This is a genomic window from Streptomyces sp. CA2R106 (genome assembly GCF_037034245.1).
Lineage (GTDB): Bacteria > Actinomycetota > Actinomycetes > Streptomycetales > Streptomycetaceae > Actinacidiphila.
In genome coordinates, this window is the sequence record NZ_JBAGKC010000004.1 from 164,846 (window position 1) to 181,630 (window position 16,785).

Here is a 16,785-nt window from a genome sequence, read left to right on the forward strand (position 1 = left end):
ATTTCAGGAGATGCAGATCCCATGACAGACGCACTGAAGCGCCTCTCCGACGAAGGCGTCGCGATCTGGTTGGACGACCTGTCGCGCAAGCGCATCACGTCCGGCAACCTGGCCGAACTCATCGACCAGCAGCATGTGGTGGGTGTGACCACCAACCCGTCGATCTTCCAGAAGGCCATCTCCCAGGGCGACGGGTACGACGGACAGCTCAGGGACCTCGCCGTGCGCCGGCTGACCGTCGAGGAGGCGCTGCGGATGATCACCACCGCGGACGTCCGCGACGCGGCCGACATCCTGCGCCCGGTCTACGAGTCCAGCGACCACCAGGACGGCCGGGTCTCCATCGAGGTCGACCCGCGGCTGGCGCACAACACGGAGGCCACGGTCGCCGAGGCCAAGCAGCTGGCGTGGCTGGTGGACCGCCCGAACACGCTGATCAAGATCCCCGCGACCAAGGCGGGCCTGCCCGCGATCGCCCAGGTCATCGGCAAGGGCATCAGCGTCAACGTCACGCTGATCTTCTCGCTGGAGCGGTACCGCGCGGTGATGGACGCGTACCTGACCGGCCTGGAGACGGCCAAGGCGGCCGGCCTGGACCTGTCCGAGATCCACTCGGTCGCGTCGTTCTTCGTCTCCCGGGTGGACACCGAGATCGACAAGCGCCTGGAGAAGATCGGTTCGGACCAGGCGAAGGCGCTCAAGGGCAAGGCGGCCGTCGCCAACGCCCGGCTGGCCTACCAGGCGTACGAAGAGGTCTTCGGCTCCGACCGCTGGGCGGCGCTGGAGCGGGCGGGTGCGAACAAGCAGCGCCCGCTGTGGGCCTCCACCGGCGTGAAGGACCCGGCCTACCCCGACACCCTGTACGTCACGGAGCTGGTCGCGCCGAACACGGTGAACACCATGCCGGAGGCGACGCTCCAGGCGACCGCCGACCACGGCGAGGTCACCGGCGACACGGTGCGCGCCCACTACGCGCAGGCCCAGGCCGACATCGACGCGCTGGCCTCGGTCGGCGTGTCGTACGACGACGTGGTGCAGGTGCTGGAGGACGAGGGCGTGGAGAAGTTCGAGGCGGCCTGGAACGAACTGCTGGACTCCACCAAGGCCGAACTCGAGCGCCTCGCCCCTTCGGAGGCGTGAGGTGGCAACCGACGAGACGCAGACGGCCGGCAACCCGCTGCGCGACCCGCTGGACCGGCGGCTGCCGCGCATCGCGGGCCCGTCCGGCCTGGTGATCTTCGGGGTCACCGGCGACCTGTCCCGCAAGAAGCTGATGCCGGCGGTGTACGACCTGGCCAACCGCGGCCTGCTGCCGCCGGGCTTCGCGCTGGTCGGCTTCGCCCGCCGCCAGTGGGAGAACGAGGACTTCGCCCAGGAGGTGCACGACGCGGTCAAGGAGCACGCGCGCACCCCCTTCCGGGAGGAGGTCTGGCAGCAGCTCGCCGAGGGCTGCCGGTTCGTGCAGGGCGACTTCGACGACGACAAGGCGTTCGAGCAGCTCAAGTCCACCATCGAGGACCTGGACAAGGCGCGCGGCACCGGCGGCAACTTCGCCTTCTACCTGTCCGTGCCGCCGAAGTTCTTCCCGAACGTGGTGCAGCAGCTGAAGAAGCACGGCCTGTCGCAGGGCAGCGGCGACTCCTGGCGGCGCGCCGTCATCGAGAAGCCGTTCGGCCACGACCTGGCCAGCGCCCAGCAGCTCAACCAGATCGTGCACGACGTCTTCCCGCCCAACGAGGTCTTCCGGATCGACCACTACCTGGGCAAGGAGACCGTCCAGAACATCCTGGCGCTGCGCTTCGCCAACACGATGTACGAGCCGATCTGGAACCGGTCGTACGTCGACCACGTGCAGATCACCATGGCCGAGGACATCGGCATCGGCGGCCGCGCGGGGTACTACGACGGCATCGGCGCGGCGCGGGACGTCATCCAGAACCACCTGCTCCAGCTGCTGGCGCTGACCGCGATGGAGGAGCCCGGCTCCTTCCACCCGAAGGCGCTGACCGCGGAGAAGCTGAAGGTGCTCGGCGCGGTCGTGCTCCCGGACGACCTCGGCAAGTACACCGTGCGCGGCCAGTACGCGCACGCCTGGCAGGGCGGCGAGGAGGTGCTCGGGTACCTGGAGGAGGACGGCATCGACCCCAAGTCCAAGACCGACACCTATGCCGCGGTGAAGCTGGAGATCAACAACCGCCGCTGGGCGGGTGTGCCGTTCTACCTGCGCACCGGCAAGCGGCTCGGCCGCCGGGTCACCGAGATCGCGGTGGTCTTCAAGCGGGCCCCGTACCTGCCGTTCGAGTCCGGCGCCACCGAGGAGCTGGGCGAGAACGCGCTGGTCATCCGGGTGCAGCCGGACGAGGGTGTGACCGTGCGGTTCGGCTCGAAGGTGCCGGGCACCTCCACCGAGGTGCGGGACGTCACGATGGACTTCGCCTACGGCGAGTCGTTCACCGAGTCCAGCCCGGAGGCGTACGAGCGGCTCATCCTGGACGTGCTGCTCGGTGACGCGAACCTCTTCCCGCGGCACCAGGAAGTCGAGCTGTCCTGGACCATCCTCGACCCGATCGAGCAGCACTGGGACAAGCACGGCAAGCCGGCGCAGTACGCGTCCGGCACCTGGGGCCCGACCGAGGCGGACGAGATGCTCGCACAAGACGGCAGGAGCTGGCGCAGGCCATGAGAATCGATCTGACGGACACCACGTCCTCGAAGATCAACGCCGGGTTGATCGAGGCCCGACGGGCGATCGGCACCCCCGCGGTCGGCATGGTGCTGACCCTGGTCATCGTCACCGACGAGGGCAGCGCCTATGACGCGCTGAAGGCCGCGCACGAGGCGTCCAAGGAGCACCCCTCCCGGATACTGGTCGTCATCAAGCGGCCGGGCCGCTCCCCGCGGGACCGGGCGCTGGCCCGGCTGGACGCGGAGGTCGTGGTCGGCGACGAGGCGGGCACCGGCGAGACCGTGGTGCTGCGCATGCACGGCGAGCTGGCCAACCACGCCGAGTCGGTGGTCCTGCCGCTGCTGCTGCCGGACGCCCCGGCGGTGTGCTGGTGGCCGGACAAGTCCCCGGAGAACGCCGCGGAGGACCCGCTGGGCCGGCTGGCGGCGCGCCGGATCACCGACTCGGCCGCGGCCGAGGACCCGGTCGGTTCGCTGGCGCTGCGGGCGAAGACGTATGTGCCCGGTGACACCGACCTGGCGTGGACCCGGATCACCCCGTGGCGTTCCATGCTGGCCGCCGCGCTCGACCAGAAGCACGGGAAGATCAGCAGTGCCGCGGTGGAGGGCGAGGCGTACAACCCCAGTGCCGAGCTGCTGGCCCTGTGGCTGGCGGACCGGCTCGGGGTGCCGGTGGAGCGGAAGGTCACAGGCGGTCCGGGGCTGACCGCGGTGCGGCTGGTCACCTCCGACGGCGACATCTGCCTGGACCGTCCCGAGGGCGGGCTGGCGGAGCTGGCGGTGCCGGGTCAGCCCGACCGCCATGTGGCGCTCAAGCGGCGGGAGACCGCGGAGCTGATCGCCGAGGAGCTGCGCCGGCTGGACCCGGACGACATATACCGCGCCACCGTCAAGTTCGGCGTGCAGCACCTGCTGAACTCCGACGGTTCCGACGGCGCGGTCGCGGCGAACGGCTCCTCCCGGTCCGGCGGCCCCGCCGCGGACAAGCCGGTCGGCGCGGCCAAGGCCACCCCGGCCAAGAAGGCGGCGGCCGGGTCCGGCTCGGGCAAGGCGGCGGCGCAGAAGTGAGCACGCCGCAGGTGGTCGTCCACCGGGACAAGGAGCTGATGGCGCGGGCCGCCGCGGCCAGGTTGATCACGAAGATCGTGGACGCCCAGGCCGCCCGCGGCTCCGCCTCGGTGGTGCTCACCGGTGGGCGCAACGGAAACGGTCTGCTGGCCGCCCTCGCCGACTCCCCGGCGCGGGACGCCGTGGACTGGGCGCGGCTGGACCTGTGGTGGGGCGACGAGCGGTTCCTCCCCGAGGGGGACCCGGAGCGCAACTACACGCAGGCCCGTCAGGCGCTGCTGGACGCGGTGCCGCTCGACCCGGCGCGGGTGCACCCGATGGCGCCGTCCGACGGCGGCTACGAGTCCGACGTGGAGGCCGCCGCGGCGGCCTACGCGACGGAGCTGGCGGCCGCGGCCGGTCCGGAGGACCACACCCGGGTGCCGTCGTTCGACGTCCTCATGCTGGGCGTCGGCCCGGACACCCATGTGGCGTCGCTCTTCCCGGAGCACCCCGGCACCCGGGAGACCGTGCGCACCGTCATCGGGGTGCACGGCTCGCCCAAGCCGCCGCCGACCCGGATCTCGCTGACCTTCCCGGCGATCCGCTCGGCGCGGGAGGTGTGGCTGCTGGCCGCCGGTGAGGACAAGGCGGGTGCGGTCGCGCTCGCGCTGTCCGCGCCGGGCGAGATCCAGGCGCCCGCCTCGGGTGCCTACGGCCGGTCCCGCACGCTGTGGCTGCTGGACCGCGCGGCGGCCGCGAAGATCCCCGCGGAGCTGTATCCGGCGGCCTCGTCGTAAGGACGCGGGGAGCAGGACGCGAAGGGCCCGGAACCGTTCGTCGGTTCCGGGCCCTTCGCGTGTGGGCTCAGCGGCCGCGCAGCTCGCGGTACTTCGCCACGAGTGCCTTCGTGGACGGGTCCAGGCCCGGCACGTCGGCGCCGTCGGTGAGTGCGGGCTCGACCCGCTTGGCGAGCACCTTGCCCAGCTCGACGCCCCACTGGTCGAAGGAGTCGATGTTCCACACCGCGCCCTGCACGAACACCTTGTGCTCGTAGAGCGCGATGAGCTGGCCGAGCACCGACGGGGTCAGCTCGGTGGCCAGGATGGTGCTGGTGGGGTGGTTGCCGCGGAACGTCTTGTGCGGCACCAGCTCCTCGGGCACCCCTTCGGCGCGCACCTCCTCGGGCGTCTTGCCGAACGCCAGCGCCTGCGTCTGCGCGAAGAAGTTCGCCATCAGCAGGTCGTGCTGCCCGGCGAGCGGGCCGAGTTCGGGCAGCGGCCGGGCGAAGCCGATGAAGTCGGCGGGCACCAGCTTGGTGCCCTGGTGCAGCAACTGGTAGTAGGCGTGCTGGCCGTTGGTGCCGGGCGTGCCCCACACCACCGGGCCGGTCTGCCAGTCCACCGGCTTGCCGTCGCGGTCCACGGACTTGCCGTTGGACTCCATGTCGAGCTGCTGGAGGTAGGCGGTGAAGCGGCTCAGGTAGTGGCTGTAGGGCAGCACCGCGTGCGACTGGGCGTCGTGGAACCCGCCGTACCAGACGCCGAGCAGGCCGAGCAGCAGCGGCACGTTGTGCTCGGGGGGCGCGGTCCTGAAGTGCTCGTCGACGAGGTGGAAGCCGGCCAGCATGCTGCGGAACGCCTCGGCGCCGATGGCGATCATCAGCGACAGGCCGATCGCGGAGTCGTAGGAGTAGCGGCCGCCGACCCAGTCCCAGAACTCGAACATGTTCTGCGTGTCGATGCCGAACTCGGCGACCTTCTCCGCGTTCGTGGACAGCGCCACGAAGTGCTTGGCCACCGCCTCCTCGCCGGCGCCGAGCTGTCCGAGCAGCCACTGCTTGGCGGAGGTGGCGTTGGTGATGGTCTCGATGGTGGTGAAGGTCTTGGAGGCGATGATGAACAGCGTCTCGGCCGCGTCCAGGTCGCGTACCGCCTCGTGCAGGTCGGCGCCGTCCACGTTGGAGACGAAACGGACCGTCAGGTCGCGGTCGGCGTAGGCGCGCAGCACCTCGTAGGCCATGGCGGGGCCGAGGTCGGAGCCGCCGATGCCGATGTTGACGATGTTCCTGATCCGCTTGCCGGTGTGGCCGGTCCACTCGCCGGAGCGGACCCGGTCGGAGAAGACCGTCATCTTGTAGAGCACGGCGTGCACGGCCGGCACCACGTTCTGCCCGTCGACCGCGATCGTCGCGGACTGCGGGGCGCGCAGCGCCGTGTGGAGCACCGCGCGGTTCTCGGTGACGTTGATCCGCTCACCGGCGAACATCGCGTCCCGCAGCTCGAACACCCCGGTGGCCGCGGCGAGTTCCCGCAGCAGCCGGAGCGTCTCGTCGGTGACGAGCTGCTTGGAGTAGTCCAGGTGGAGGTCGCCGACCTGGAGGGTGTAGCGGCTGCCCCGGTCGGGGTCGCGGTCGAACAGGTCCCGCAGATGGGTGCCGGACAGCTCCTCGCTGTGCTTGGCGAGCGCGTGCCATTCGGGGCGCTGGTCGAGCCGGGGCGTGCCCTGCGTGTTCGTTTCGGACATCAGTCCACTTCTCCTCGTCCTCGCTGCGACACCCAAACTAATTGATGCCGCCGCCGAACGAGATCCGGCACCCGGGTATGCCGCGCAACTGCCGTCGGGCGGCCGCGTCCCACCCGGGTGCCGCAGGTCAGAAGCCGCCGCGGTGGATGCGGCCGGCGTAGCGCTCCTCCAGTACGGCGTTGCGCTCGTGGCCGCCGGGGAGGTTCGCGGAGACGTAGACGGGCGCGTCGTGGCCCTCGGCGGTCAGCAGGCCGACGGCCTCGGCGACGACCATCTGCACCAGCAGCGCGGAGGTGATCGTGGACACCCCGCACAGGGCGCCGCCGGACGGCAGCGGCAGCAGCGCGTCGCCGGCCGGGGCGCAGTTGTCGAGCACGGCGTCGGCGATGTCGGCCAGCCGCCTGCCGCTGGCGTGCAGGGCGGGCACCGCGCGGGTGTGGGTGAGCGAGGTGAGCGCGACCAGCCGGTGGCCGGCCTCCTTGACGTGCAGCGCCATGTCCACGATCGAGTTGTTGACCCCGGAGTTGGAGACGATCACGAAGACGTCCTGCGGGCGCGGGGTGGCCAGGTCGTACAGCCGGCGGGCGAGGCCGGGCGAGCGCTCCAGCAGCGGGTCGGCGAGGACCGCGCGGTCCTCGCCGCCGCGCAGCACCAGGTCCGCGAGGCCGATCCGGTTGGTGGGGATCAGGCCGCCGGCCCGGCCGACCAGTTCCAGCACGGTGGCCTGGGAGTGGCCGGTGCCGAAGCCGTGGATCACCCCGTCGGCGGCCACGCTGTCGGCGAGCAGCCGGGCGGCGGCCGGTACGGACTCCCCGTTCGCGGCGATCGCGCGCTCCACCGCCGCGCGGCTCTCGTCGGCGAACGTCGCGGCGCTGATCTGTCCCTCGGCCATGCCCGGGTCCCTCCTGCGGAAGTGCTGCTGCTCGGACGACTGCGACCCGCGGTCCAGGCCCCGAACTTCTGGTTGATCGAACCAACCGCGTGCTGGCTCGATGAAACATTGAGCCACCGCCGGCCGTCAAGGCACCCTCACAGCAGGCCGCGGGCGAGCGCCGCCGCACCGGCGGAGCCGTCCGCCACCGGGAAGACCCGCAAGCCGCGGTCGGCCAGCCGCTCGGCCACCCGCGCCAGCAGCGGCCCGCCTGGCCCCAGCAGCCCGCCGGTCACCACCAGCGGCTCGCCCGGCCGCGGACCGAGCGAGCGCACCGTCGCCGCGAGCAGCCCGGCCGCGGTGTCGAGCAGGCCCCGCGCCACCGCGTCGCCGCCCGCCGCCTCCTCGACCACGGCCGGGCTCAGCGCGCCCAGCCGGGCCGGCGCCTGCGCGTAGGCCCGCGTGACGACGAGTTCGCCCAGCAGATGGCGCGCCACCGGGTCGCTCGCCGGCCCCACCGCCAGGGCCCGCCGCAACTCCTCGCCGCCCGCACTCCCCTCACCGCCGCCCCGGCTCCCCTCACCGCCTGCGGTGTCCCCCGCACCGCCCGGCCCGCCCAGGAAGTGCGCCACCACCCGCGGCACCAGCGCCGTCCACGGGCCGCGGCCGTCCAGCGCCTCCAGCGCCGCCCGGGCCGCGCGGTTGCCCAGCCAGAACCCGCTGCCCTCGTCGCCGAGCAGCCAGCCGTGGCCGTCGGAGACCGCCGCACTGCGGCCCCCGGCCAGCCGCGCCGCGATCGCGCCGGTGCCCGCGATGAGCACCAACCCGTCGGCGGGCGCCCCCGGCGCCGCCGCCAGCGCCACCTCGGTGTCGCCGCCGATGCCGACCGGCACCCCGGTGATCCCGTGCGCGGCCAGCGCGTCGCGCAGGCAGGACACGGCCAGCTCCGCCCCGCGCTCCGGCCCCGCCCCCGGCGCCGCGCCCGCGAACCCGCCGAACGCCGCGCCGACCCGGCCGCGCAGCTCGCCACCGTCCGCGCGCCACCGCGGGGCGGAGGCGGCCTCCGCGAGCGCCTCGCCCACGGCCGCGGCGAGGTGGCGGGTCAGGTCGGCGCGGCCGACGCTCAGCGCGTTGCCGGGCCCGCCGGTGCCCCGGCCCAGCACCCGGCCGCCGGGCCCGCCCTCGGCCAGGCACGCCCGGCTGCGGGTGCCGCCCGCGTCGATACCCACGACCAGGGGCGGCCGGCCCGCCGCCCCGGCACCGCTGCCGCCGCCCACCGGGTGGCTGTAGATTTCCGTCATCACCACGCATCGTGGTTGAAGGATTCACCGGCGCACAACCCCGACGGGACGGGTCGTCATGATCACCGCACTGATCCGCACCGAACTCCCCCGGATGTCGGGGTCGCTGCGCAAGGTCGGCGAGCTGGTGCTCGCCGACCCGGCCGCGGCCACCCACGGCTCCGCGGCGGAGCTGGGGCGCCGCACCGGCACCTCGCAGGCGACGGTGACCCGCTTCTGCCGGGCGCTGGGCCTGGAGTCCTACCAGCAGCTGCTGATCGAGCTGGCGCAGGAGCAGGGGCGTACGGCTGCCGAGCCGCGCACGGCCCCGCTCGGCCCGCGGATCGGGCCGGACGACGACCTGGAGCAGGTCATCGGCGTGGTCGCCGAGGCCGATCTGCGGGCCCTGCGGCACACCGCCGAGCAACTGGACCGGGAGGCGCTGGAACGCGCCGCACAGGCCCTGGCACGGGCCCGCAGGATCGACGTCTACGGGGTCGGCGGCTCCGGCATCGTGGCCCACGAGACGCAGGCCCGGCTCTTCGGCATCGGCTGCGCCGCCCACGCCTGGACCGAGGTGCACGCCGCGGCGACCTCGGCGGCCCTGCTGACGCCCTCCGACGCCGTGGTGGCCGTCTCCCACTCCGGCGCCACCCGGGAGGTCCTGGAGCCGCTGCGGACGGCCGCGGAGCGGGGCGCGGCGACCGTGGCCGTCACCGGCGACCCGCGCTCGCCCATCGCGCAGGCCGCCGACGTCCGCCTGACGTCGTTCTCCGGCGAGACCAGCTTCCGGCGCGGCAACTTCGGCACCCGCCACTCGGTGCTGCTGATCGTGGACTGCCTGTACGCCCGCGTCGCGCAGCTCACCTACGAGCGGGCGACCGCGTCCATCGCGCTGACCGCGCACCTCGGGGCGACCCACAGCGCACGGAAAACCCCCGGCCGCCGGGCGGGCTCAGGAAGCTGAGCCGGCCCGGCGGCCGGGGGCGGGACGTGCGGGTCCGAGACGGACAGGAGCGGCCCGGGGGCTAGATCTCGCCCCGGAGCTTCGCCAGCGCCTCCGCGAGGATCGCCTCGCCGTCGGCGGCCGAGCGGCGCTCGCGTACGTACGCGAGGTGCGTCTTGTACGGCTCGGTGCGCGGCGGTGCCGGCGGGTTCTCCTCGTCCTGCCCGGCCGGGAAGCCGCAGCGCGGGCAGTCCCAGGTCTCCGGGATCTGCGCGTCGCTGGCGAAACTCGGCTGGGTCTCATGCCCGTTGGAGCACCAGAAGGAGATGCGCAGGCGCGGCGCGGACTCGCCGCGCTCGGCCTCTCCCATCGGCCCCGCTCCGACCCGACTGCCACGGATCGCGTTGCCACTTGCCACGGTCGTAACTCCCTGCGTGATGGTGCTGCGAGGTCGTCCACTTGACGGAGACCGGTTCGCCCCCGCACCTGGCGGGAAAGGGCACCGTATCCCAAGACGCGCGTCCATGATAAGTCGCGGACAAGTCGTCTTCACGACGCGGCGTCAATTCGCCTGGAACCGGCGGTAGTCGGACGGGCCTTATGCGCCACCCGCGCGAGTCGGACGGGCAGGAGCCGTGCGGCGGCGACTAGTTGTTCGTCTTCATCACGATGCCCAGGGCGACGATGCACGCGAACCACAGCAGGCCGATCACCACGGTGATCCGGTCGAGGTTGCGCTCGGCCACCGACGAACCGCCGACGGACGACTGCATGCCGCCGCCGAACATGTCCGACAGGCCGCCGCCCTTCCCCTTGTGCATGAGCACGAGCAGCAGGAGCAGCAGGCTGAAGATGATGAGGGCGATGGAGAACCCGATGACCACGGCTGGACCAACTCTCTCGGCTACATGACGGCACCACACGATTACGGCGCGGGGCCGGACGCGGTGCGATCACACCACTCCGGCCCCGACAGGGTACTTCACCGGACCCCTGACTTCACCGGTCCGTCACTGGTCGCGGAAGCGCACGATCCGCACGAACTCCTCCGGGTCCAGCGCGGCGCCGCCCACCAGGGCGCCGTCCACGTCCGGCTGGGCCATGATCGCGGCCACGTTGCCGGCCTTGACCGAGCCGCCGTACTGGATGCGGACGCCGTCGGCCAGCTCCTGGTCGTACAGCTCGGCGAGCCGGCCGCGGATCGCCCCGCAGACCTCCTGGGCGTCCTCGGGGGTGGCCACCTCGCCGGTGCCGATCGCCCACACCGGCTCGTAGGCGACGACGATCCGGGCCGCCTGGTCGGCGGGGACGTCCTTCAGGGCGCCGTCGAGCTGCGCAAGGGTGTGGGAGACCTGGTTGCCGGCCTTGCGGACGTCCAGGCCCTCGCCGACGCACAGGATCGGGGTCAGGCCGTGCGCGAAGGCGGCCTTCACCTTGGCGTTCACGACCTCCTCGTCCTCGCCGTGGTACTGGCGGCGCTCGGAGTGGCCGATCGCGACGTAGGAGCACTTCAGCTTGGACAGCATCGGCCCGGAGATCTCACCGGTGTACGCGCCGTGGTCGTGCGCGGACACGTCCTGCGCGCCGTACTTGATCCGCAGCCGGTCGCCGTCCACCAGGGTCTGCACGGAGCGCAGGTCGGTGAAGGGCACCAGGACGGCGACCTCGACCGCGTCGTGGTCCTTGTCGGTGAGGCCGAAAGCGAGCTTCTGGACGTGCGCGATGGCCTCGAGGTGGTTGAGGTTCATCTTCCAGTTGCCCGCCATCAGCGGGGTGCGGGTGCTCTGCTCACTCATCGGTCTTCAGTTCTCCAAAGCGGAAAGGCCGGGCAGGGTCTTGCCTTCGAGGTATTCCAGGCTGGCGCCGCCGCCGGTGGAAATATGGCCGAAAGCGTTCTCGTCGAAGCCGAGGATGCGGACGGCCGCGGCCGAGTCGCCGCCGCCGACCACGCTGAACGCGGGGCTGTCGACCAGCGCCTGCGCCACCGCGCGGGTGCCGTCGGCGAAGTCGGGGTGCTCGAAGACACCCATCGGGCCGTTCCAGAAGATCGTCGACGCGTCGGCGAGCTTGGCGGCGAACAGCTTGCGCGACTCCGGGCCGATGTCCAGGCCGATCACGTCGGCCGGGATGGCGTCCACCGGCGCGGTGACCGGGTCCGCGGGGGCCTTCGTCGCCAGGTCCGGGAAGCTGGTGGCGCCGACCACGTCGACCGGCAGCACGAACTCCACGCCCTTGGCCTTCGCCCGCTGGAGGTACTCGGTGACGACCGGCAGCTGGTCCTCCTGCAGCAGGCTCTTGCCGACCTCGTGGCCCTGGGCCTTGAGGAAGGTGAAGACCATGCCGCCGCCGACCAGGATGCGGTCGGCCTTCTCCAGCAGGTGGTCGATGACGCCGAGCTTGTCGGAGACCTTCGAGCCGCCGAGCACCACCGCGTACGGGCGGGAGACGTCCTCGGTGAGCTTCTTCAGCACCCCGACCTCGGTCGCGATCAGGCCGCCGGCCGCGTGCGGCAGCCGGGCCGGCAGGTCGTAGACCGAGGCGTGCTTGCGGTGCACCGCGCCGAAGCCGTCGCCCACGTACGTGTCGGCGAGGGCGGCGAGCTGGTCGGCGAAGGCGCCGCGCTCGGCGTCGTCCTTGCTGGTCTCGCCGGGGAAGAAGCGCAGGTTCTCCAGCAGCACCACGTCGCCGGCGGCGGCGCCCGCCAGCGCCTGCCGGGTCCGGTCGCCGACCGTGTCGGTACCGAAGAACACCTGGCCGCCCAGGAGTTCGGCGAGCCGGTCGCGGACCGGGGCGAGCGAGAACTTCGGGTCGGGCGCGCCCTTGGGGCGGCCCAGGTGCGAGGCGACGATCACCGTGGCGCCGGACTCGGCGAGCTTGGCGATGGTCGGCACGGCGGCCCGGATACGGCCGTCGTCGGTGATGGTCGCGCCGTCCAGCGGCACGTTGAGGTCGGCGCGGACGAACACCCGCTTGCCCTCGACCTGCCCCTCGGCGATCAGGTCGTCGATCGTCTTCATCTGTCGGGTCTCCTGTGAGTAGGTCCGGCACCTGACGCCACGCGAACAGGGCCCGGACGGCGCGTCATCGCGCTCGTCCGGACCCTGTCGCTCGCATCGCGGTGCGGTGGCTGACGGAAACGGCTACGCGGCCGCGGTTCCGGCGTGCCTCAGAGCCGGCCGCCGACGAAGACCGCGAGGTCCACCAGGCGGTTGGAGTAGCCCCACTCGTTGTCGTACCAGCCGACGATCTTGACGGTCTTGCCGCCCTGCACCATGGTCAGCTTCGAGTCGAAGGTGCACGACGCCGGGGTGTTGACGATGTCCGAGGAGACGATCGGGTCCTCGGTGTACTCCAGCAGGCCCTTGAGCTGGCCCTCGGCGGCCTTCTGGAAGGCGGCGTTGACCTCGTCCTTGGTGACCTCGCGCTCCAGGTCCACCACCAGGTCGGTGACCGAGCCGGTCGGGACGGGCACGCGCATGGCCATGCCGTCCAGCTTGCCGGCCAGCTCCGGGATGACCAGCGCGGTGGCCTTGGCGGCACCCGTGGTGGTCGGGATGATGTTCTCCGCGGCGGCGCGGGCGCGGCGCAGGTCCTTGTGCGGGAAGTCCAGGATGCGCTGGTCGTTGGTGTACGCGTGCACCGTCGTCATCAGGCCCTTGACGATGCCGAAGTTCTCCAGCAGCACCTTCGCCATCGGCGCCACGCAGTTGGTGGTGCAGGAGGCGTTGGAGATGATGTGGTGCGCGGCCGGGTCGTACGCGTCCTGGTTGACGCCCATCACGATCGTGATGTCCTCGTCGGTGGCGGGCGCGGAGATGATGACCTTCTTGGCGCCGCCGGCCAGGTGCTTGCCCGCGTCCGCGGCCTTGGTGAAGATGCCGGTGGACTCGATCACGATGTCCACGCCCAGCTCGCCCCACTTGATGGCGGCGGGGTCGCGCTCGGCGAGCACCTTGATGGTGTGGCCGTCCACGGTGATCGTGTCGGCGGTGTGCGTGACCTCGGCCTTCAGGCGCCCGAGGATCGTGTCGTACTTCAGCAGGTGCGCCGTGGTGGCGGTGTCACCCAGGTCGTTGACAGCCACGATCTCGACGTCCGCACCCTGTTCCAGGATGGCGCGGAAGAAGTTACGACCGATGCGGCCAAAGCCGTTGATGCCTACCCGGATCGTCACGAACCGATCTCCTCGCTCAGTCGCCGGAGTCCCTCTCCGGCTGCGAAATATGGGATGTCCCCGACCACCCACGACCCTACCTCCCCGACGTGTACGAGGTGACATCGGCAAGCCACGTCGCGGCCACACCGCGGCAACACGCCGGGGCCGGGCGGCCGGAGCATCCGCGCCCGGGAGGAGGGACGGGACTCAGCCGACCATTTCCTCGGTGAGGTTCGCCTCGGTGCCGGGCATGCCCAGGTCGGACGCGCGCTTGTCGGCCATCGCCAGCAGCCGCCGGATGCGCCCGGCCACCGCGTCCTTCGTCAGCGGCGGCTCGGCCAGCGACCCCAGCTCCTCCAGCGACGCCTGCTTGTGGTCCATCCGCAGTCGGCCCGCGGCGGCGAGGTGCTCGGGCACGTCGTCCCCGAGGATCTCCAGCGCGCGCTGCACCCGGGCGCCGGCGGCGACCGCGGCCCGCGCGGACCTGCGCAGATTCGCGTCGTCGAAGTTCGCGAGCCGGTTCGCGGTCGCGCGCACCTCGCGCCGCATCCGGCGCTCCTCCCACGCCAGCACCGAGTCGTGGGCACCCAGCCGCGTCAACAGCGCGCCGATCGCGTCACCGTCACGGACGACGACGCGGTCCACGTTGCGCACCTCGCGGGCCTTCGCCGGGATCTGCAGCCGGCGCGCCGCGCCGACCAGTGCGAGCGCCGCCTCCGGCCCGGGGCAGGTCACCTCCAGAGAGGACGAGCGGCCGGGCTCGGTGAGCGAGCCGTGCGCCAGGAACGCGCCGCGCCAGGCCGCCTCCGCGTCGCAGGTCGCCCCGGAGACCACCTGCGGGGGCAGCCCGCGGATCGGGCGGCCGCGCCCGTCGACCAGCCCCGTCTGCCGGGCCAGCTGGTCGCCGCCGGCCACCACCCGCACGACGTACCGGCTGCCGCGGCGCAGCCCGCCCGGCGCCATCACCACCAGGTCCGAGGCGTGCCCGAAGATCTCCAGGATGTCCTTGCGCAGCCGGCGCGCCGCGATACCGGTGTCGAGCTCCGCCTCGATCACGATCCGGCCGCTCACCAGGTGCAGGCCGCCCGCGAAGCGCAGGATCGACGAGACCTCCGCCTTGCGGCAGCAGGTCCGGGTGACGGGGAGCCGGGAGATCTCGTCCTTCACCGCTGCCGTCATCGCCATGGGCCGATCCTTCCACGCATACGAAAAATCCGGTCATACGCGGCCGCCAACGACTCGGGGTCGTGCCGCGGCCCGTCGGGGGCGGCGACCCGGGCCAGTTCGACCGTAGCGCCCAACTTCTGGGCGGCCTGTTCCAGGCTGTCCCGATCGGGTACGGCGGCTTCGTCGGCGAGAACCACGTCGATGGTGAGTTTAGGGGCGTGTCGGCCCAAAACCTCCAAGTGACGCTGCGGAGAAAAACCTTCGGTCTCTCCCGGCTGCGGCGCGAGGTTGAGCGTGAGCACCCGCCTGGCCCTGGTCTGCGCCAGCGCGTCGGCCAACTCCGGTACCAGCAGGTGCGGAATGACCGAGGAGAACCACGAACCCGGGCCGAGCACCACCCAGTCGGCGTCCATCACCGCCTGCACCGCCTCCGGCACCGCCGGCGGGTCGGCCGGCACCAGCTGCACCTGCTGCACCTCGCCGGGCGTCAGCGCGACCGTGGCCTGCCCGCGTACGGTCGAGACGGTGTCGGGCCGCGCCGGGTCGTGGCCGCGGACGATCGCCTCCAGCTCCAGCGGCACCGCCGACATCGGCAGCACCCGGCCGTGCGCGCCCAGCAGCCGGCCCACCCACTCCAGGGCGGCCACCTCGTCCTTCAACTGCTCCCACAGCGCGACGATCAGCAGGTTGCCCACCGCGTGCCCGTGCAGGTCCCCGCCGCTGACGAAGCGGTGCTGGAGCACCCGCGACCAGGTCTGCCCCCACTCGTCGTCGCCGCACAGCGCGGCCAGCGCCTTGCGCAGGTCGCCTGGGGGCAGCACGCCCATCTCCGCGCGCAGCCGCCCGCTGGAACCGCCGTCGTCGGCGACCGTGACCACCGCGGTGAGGTCGCCGGTGATCCGGCGCAGCGCGGCCAGGGAGGCGGACAGGCCGTGGCCGCCGCCCAGGGCGACCACCTTCGGCGGTACCCCGGACCGGCGGCCCGGCGCGGCGTCCTTGCCGCCGCGGCGCCGCCGCCTACCCGTCATGATCACTCGCGCCCCATGTCCCTGTGCACGGTCACCGTCTCCACTCCGTCCGCCGCCAGCCGCGCCGCGAGCCGTTCCGACATCGCCACGCTGCGGTGCTTGCCGCCGGTACACCCGACGGCGATGGTCACATAGCGCTTGCCCTCGCGCCGGTAGCCCGCCGCGATGATGTGCAGCAGCTCGGCGTACCGGTCGAGGAACTCCTTGGCGCCGGGCTGGTTGAACACGTACGTGGCGACCTCGTCGTTGAGCCCGGTGAAGGGCCGCAGCTCCGGCACCCAGTGCGGGTTGGGCAGGAAGCGGCAGTCCACCACCAGGTCGGCGTCGACGGGCAGCCCGTACTTGTAACCGAACGACATGACGGTGGCCCGGAGTTCCGGCTCCTCCTCACCGGCGAACTGCGCGTCGAGTTTGGCGCGCAGTTCGTGCACGTTGAGACTGGAGGTGTCGATCACCAGGTCGGCGTCGCCGCGCAGTTCGCGCAGCAGGTCGCGCTCGGCCGCGATGCCGTCCACGATCCGGCCGGCGCCCTGGAGGGGGTGCGGGCGGCGCACCGACTCGAAGCGGCGCACCAGCGCGTCGTCGGACGCCTCCAGGAAGATCACCCGGCGCTTGACGCCCTTGGTGGCGAGGTCGGCGAGCGACTCGCGCAGGTTGTCGAAGAACTGGCGGCCGCGGACGTCGACCACCACGGCGATCCGCGCCACGTTCCCCTGGGAGCGGGCGCCGAGGTCGACCATGGTGGGGATGAGGGCGGGCGGCAGGTTGTCCACGACGAACCAGCCGAGGTCCTCCAGGCACTTGGCCGCGGTGCTGCGGCCGGCCCCGGACATGCCGGAGATGATCACGAGTTCGGGGATGGCCGCGCCGGACTCCCCGCCGGCCCCGGCCTCGCCGGGGGCGCTGCCGGGCTGGTCGGTGCCGTGGTCGCTGCGGTGCGCTTCGATGGTGCGGTCCCCGTCGGTGGTGCGGACGTCGTCGATCGTACGGTTGTCATCGGTGCCGCCGGTGCCGCCGGTGCGGTCGGTGCGGCCGGTGCGGTCGGTGCGGTCATGGGTACGGCCGCCAGGCGCGCCCTG

At 72.4% G+C, this 16,785-nt stretch carries 16 protein-coding genes; 5 read left to right on the forward strand and 11 right to left on the reverse strand.

Going from position 1 to position 16,785, the window contains the following annotated elements; genetic code table 11:
* Window positions 1-21: 21 nt before the first annotated feature.
* From tal to pgl, 4 genes are read left to right on the forward strand one after another with little or no spacing between them, the layout of a single operon-like run.
* The gene (gene tal, locus WA788_RS08510) at window positions 22-1,140 is read left to right on the forward strand and encodes a transaldolase (protein WP_335973501.1); all 1,119 of its coding nucleotides are present in this window, start codon (window positions 22-24) and stop codon (window positions 1,138-1,140) included.
* A 1-nt stretch (window position 1,141) separates the two neighbouring features.
* On the forward strand, window positions 1,142-2,683 hold the full coding sequence (gene zwf / locus WA788_RS08515; RefSeq protein ID WP_335973504.1) for a glucose-6-phosphate dehydrogenase: 1,542 nt from the start codon (window positions 1,142-1,144) through the stop codon (window positions 2,681-2,683).
* Window positions 2,680-3,753 carry a glucose-6-phosphate dehydrogenase assembly protein OpcA gene (opcA, locus tag WA788_RS08520; RefSeq protein ID WP_335973508.1) on the forward strand — a complete coding sequence of 358 codons (1,074 nt, stop codon included), beginning with the start codon at window positions 2,680-2,682 and terminating at the stop codon, window positions 3,751-3,753. The genes zwf and opcA overlap by 4 nt, the downstream gene beginning before the upstream one ends.
* A complete protein-coding gene (gene pgl, locus WA788_RS08525) occupies window positions 3,750-4,532 on the forward strand; it encodes a 6-phosphogluconolactonase (RefSeq protein WP_335973510.1) in 783 nt (260 codons plus the stop codon). Before opcA ends, pgl begins: the two co-directional genes overlap by 4 nt.
* A 67-nt stretch (window positions 4,533-4,599) precedes the next feature.
* Here the strand turns inward: pgl and pgi are convergent, their stop codons facing one another.
* From pgi to WA788_RS08540, 3 genes are all read right to left on the reverse strand, one after another.
* Window positions 4,600-6,258, reverse strand: a complete 1,659-nt coding sequence (gene pgi, locus WA788_RS08530) for a glucose-6-phosphate isomerase (RefSeq protein ID WP_335973511.1) — start codon at window positions 6,256-6,258, stop codon at window positions 4,600-4,602.
* 127 nt (window positions 6,259-6,385) lie between these two features.
* Window positions 6,386-7,150 carry an SIS domain-containing protein gene (locus tag WA788_RS08535; RefSeq protein ID WP_335973512.1) on the reverse strand — a complete coding sequence of 255 codons (765 nt, stop codon included), beginning with the start codon at window positions 7,148-7,150 and terminating at the stop codon, window positions 6,386-6,388.
* Window positions 7,151-7,287: 137 nt separating this feature from the next.
* The gene (locus WA788_RS08540; RefSeq protein ID WP_335973513.1) at window positions 7,288-8,430 is read right to left on the reverse strand and encodes a BadF/BadG/BcrA/BcrD ATPase family protein; all 1,143 of its coding nucleotides are present in this window, start codon (window positions 8,428-8,430) and stop codon (window positions 7,288-7,290) included.
* Between the two features lie 58 nt (window positions 8,431-8,488).
* Here WA788_RS08540 and WA788_RS08545 point away from each other — a divergent pair, with 58 nt between their 5' ends.
* On the forward strand, window positions 8,489-9,376 hold the full coding sequence (locus WA788_RS08545) for a MurR/RpiR family transcriptional regulator (RefSeq protein ID WP_335973515.1): 888 nt from the start codon (window positions 8,489-8,491) through the stop codon (window positions 9,374-9,376).
* Between the two features lie 61 nt (window positions 9,377-9,437).
* On the opposite strand, the gene WA788_RS08550 is transcribed toward WA788_RS08545, so the two are convergent.
* The 8 genes from WA788_RS08550 to rapZ form a co-directional block, all read right to left on the reverse strand.
* A complete protein-coding gene (locus tag WA788_RS08550; protein WP_073497103.1) occupies window positions 9,438-9,773 on the reverse strand; it encodes an RNA polymerase-binding protein RbpA in 336 nt (111 codons plus the stop codon).
* A 229-nt stretch (window positions 9,774-10,002) separates the two neighbouring features.
* Complete coding sequence (secG, locus tag WA788_RS08555; RefSeq protein ID WP_335973522.1) at window positions 10,003-10,239, reverse strand: preprotein translocase subunit SecG; 237 nt, start codon at window positions 10,237-10,239, stop codon at window positions 10,003-10,005.
* A 126-nt stretch (window positions 10,240-10,365) separates the two neighbouring features.
* The gene (tpiA, locus tag WA788_RS08560) at window positions 10,366-11,151 is read right to left on the reverse strand and encodes a triose-phosphate isomerase (RefSeq protein WP_335973525.1); all 786 of its coding nucleotides are present in this window, start codon (window positions 11,149-11,151) and stop codon (window positions 10,366-10,368) included.
* Window positions 11,152-11,157: 6 nt separating this feature from the next.
* On the reverse strand, window positions 11,158-12,372 hold the full coding sequence (locus WA788_RS08565) for a phosphoglycerate kinase (RefSeq protein WP_335973527.1): 1,215 nt from the start codon (window positions 12,370-12,372) through the stop codon (window positions 11,158-11,160).
* Between the two features lie 149 nt (window positions 12,373-12,521).
* Window positions 12,522-13,529 (reverse strand): type I glyceraldehyde-3-phosphate dehydrogenase, encoded by a 1,008-nt coding sequence (gap, locus tag WA788_RS08570; RefSeq protein ID WP_335973531.1) that lies wholly within the window; start codon window positions 13,527-13,529, stop codon window positions 12,522-12,524.
* 189 nt (window positions 13,530-13,718) lie between these two features.
* The gene (gene whiA / locus WA788_RS08575; protein WP_103884000.1) at window positions 13,719-14,696 is read right to left on the reverse strand and encodes a DNA-binding protein WhiA; all 978 of its coding nucleotides are present in this window, start codon (window positions 14,694-14,696) and stop codon (window positions 13,719-13,721) included.
* Complete coding sequence (locus WA788_RS08580; RefSeq protein WP_335973536.1) at window positions 14,687-15,706, reverse strand: gluconeogenesis factor YvcK family protein; 1,020 nt, start codon at window positions 15,704-15,706, stop codon at window positions 14,687-14,689. The genes whiA and WA788_RS08580 overlap by 10 nt, the downstream gene beginning before the upstream one ends.
* Window positions 15,707-15,708: 2 nt before the next feature.
* Window positions 15,709-16,566 carry an RNase adapter RapZ gene (gene rapZ / locus WA788_RS08585; protein WP_335974149.1) on the reverse strand — a complete coding sequence of 286 codons (858 nt, stop codon included), beginning with the start codon at window positions 16,564-16,566 and terminating at the stop codon, window positions 15,709-15,711.
* Window positions 16,567-16,785: the final 219 nt, after the last annotated feature.

Coding starts and splice junctions, on each gene's coding strand:
- tal (WP_335973501.1), top strand. CDS start 22: ATGACAGACGCACTGAAGCGCCTCTCCGACGAAGGCGTCGCGATCTGG.
- opcA (WP_335973508.1), top strand. CDS start 2,680: ATGAGAATCGATCTGACGGACACCACGTCCTCGAAGATCAACGCCGGG.
- pgi (WP_335973511.1), bottom strand. CDS start 6,258: ATGTCCGAAACGAACACGCAGGGCACGCCCCGGCTCGACCAGCGCCCC.
- WA788_RS08535 (WP_335973512.1), bottom strand. CDS start 7,150: ATGGCCGAGGGACAGATCAGCGCCGCGACGTTCGCCGACGAGAGCCGC.
- WA788_RS08540 (WP_335973513.1), bottom strand. CDS start 8,430: ATGACGGAAATCTACAGCCACCCGGTGGGCGGCGGCAGCGGTGCCGGG.
- WA788_RS08545 (WP_335973515.1), top strand. CDS start 8,489: ATGATCACCGCACTGATCCGCACCGAACTCCCCCGGATGTCGGGGTCG.
- tpiA (WP_335973525.1), bottom strand. CDS start 11,151: ATGAGTGAGCAGAGCACCCGCACCCCGCTGATGGCGGGCAACTGGAAG.
- WA788_RS08565 (WP_335973527.1), bottom strand. CDS start 12,372: ATGAAGACGATCGACGACCTGATCGCCGAGGGGCAGGTCGAGGGCAAG.
- whiA (WP_103884000.1), bottom strand. CDS start 14,696: ATGGCGATGACGGCAGCGGTGAAGGACGAGATCTCCCGGCTCCCCGTC.
- WA788_RS08580 (WP_335973536.1), bottom strand. CDS start 15,706: ATGACGGGTAGGCGGCGGCGCCGCGGCGGCAAGGACGCCGCGCCGGGC.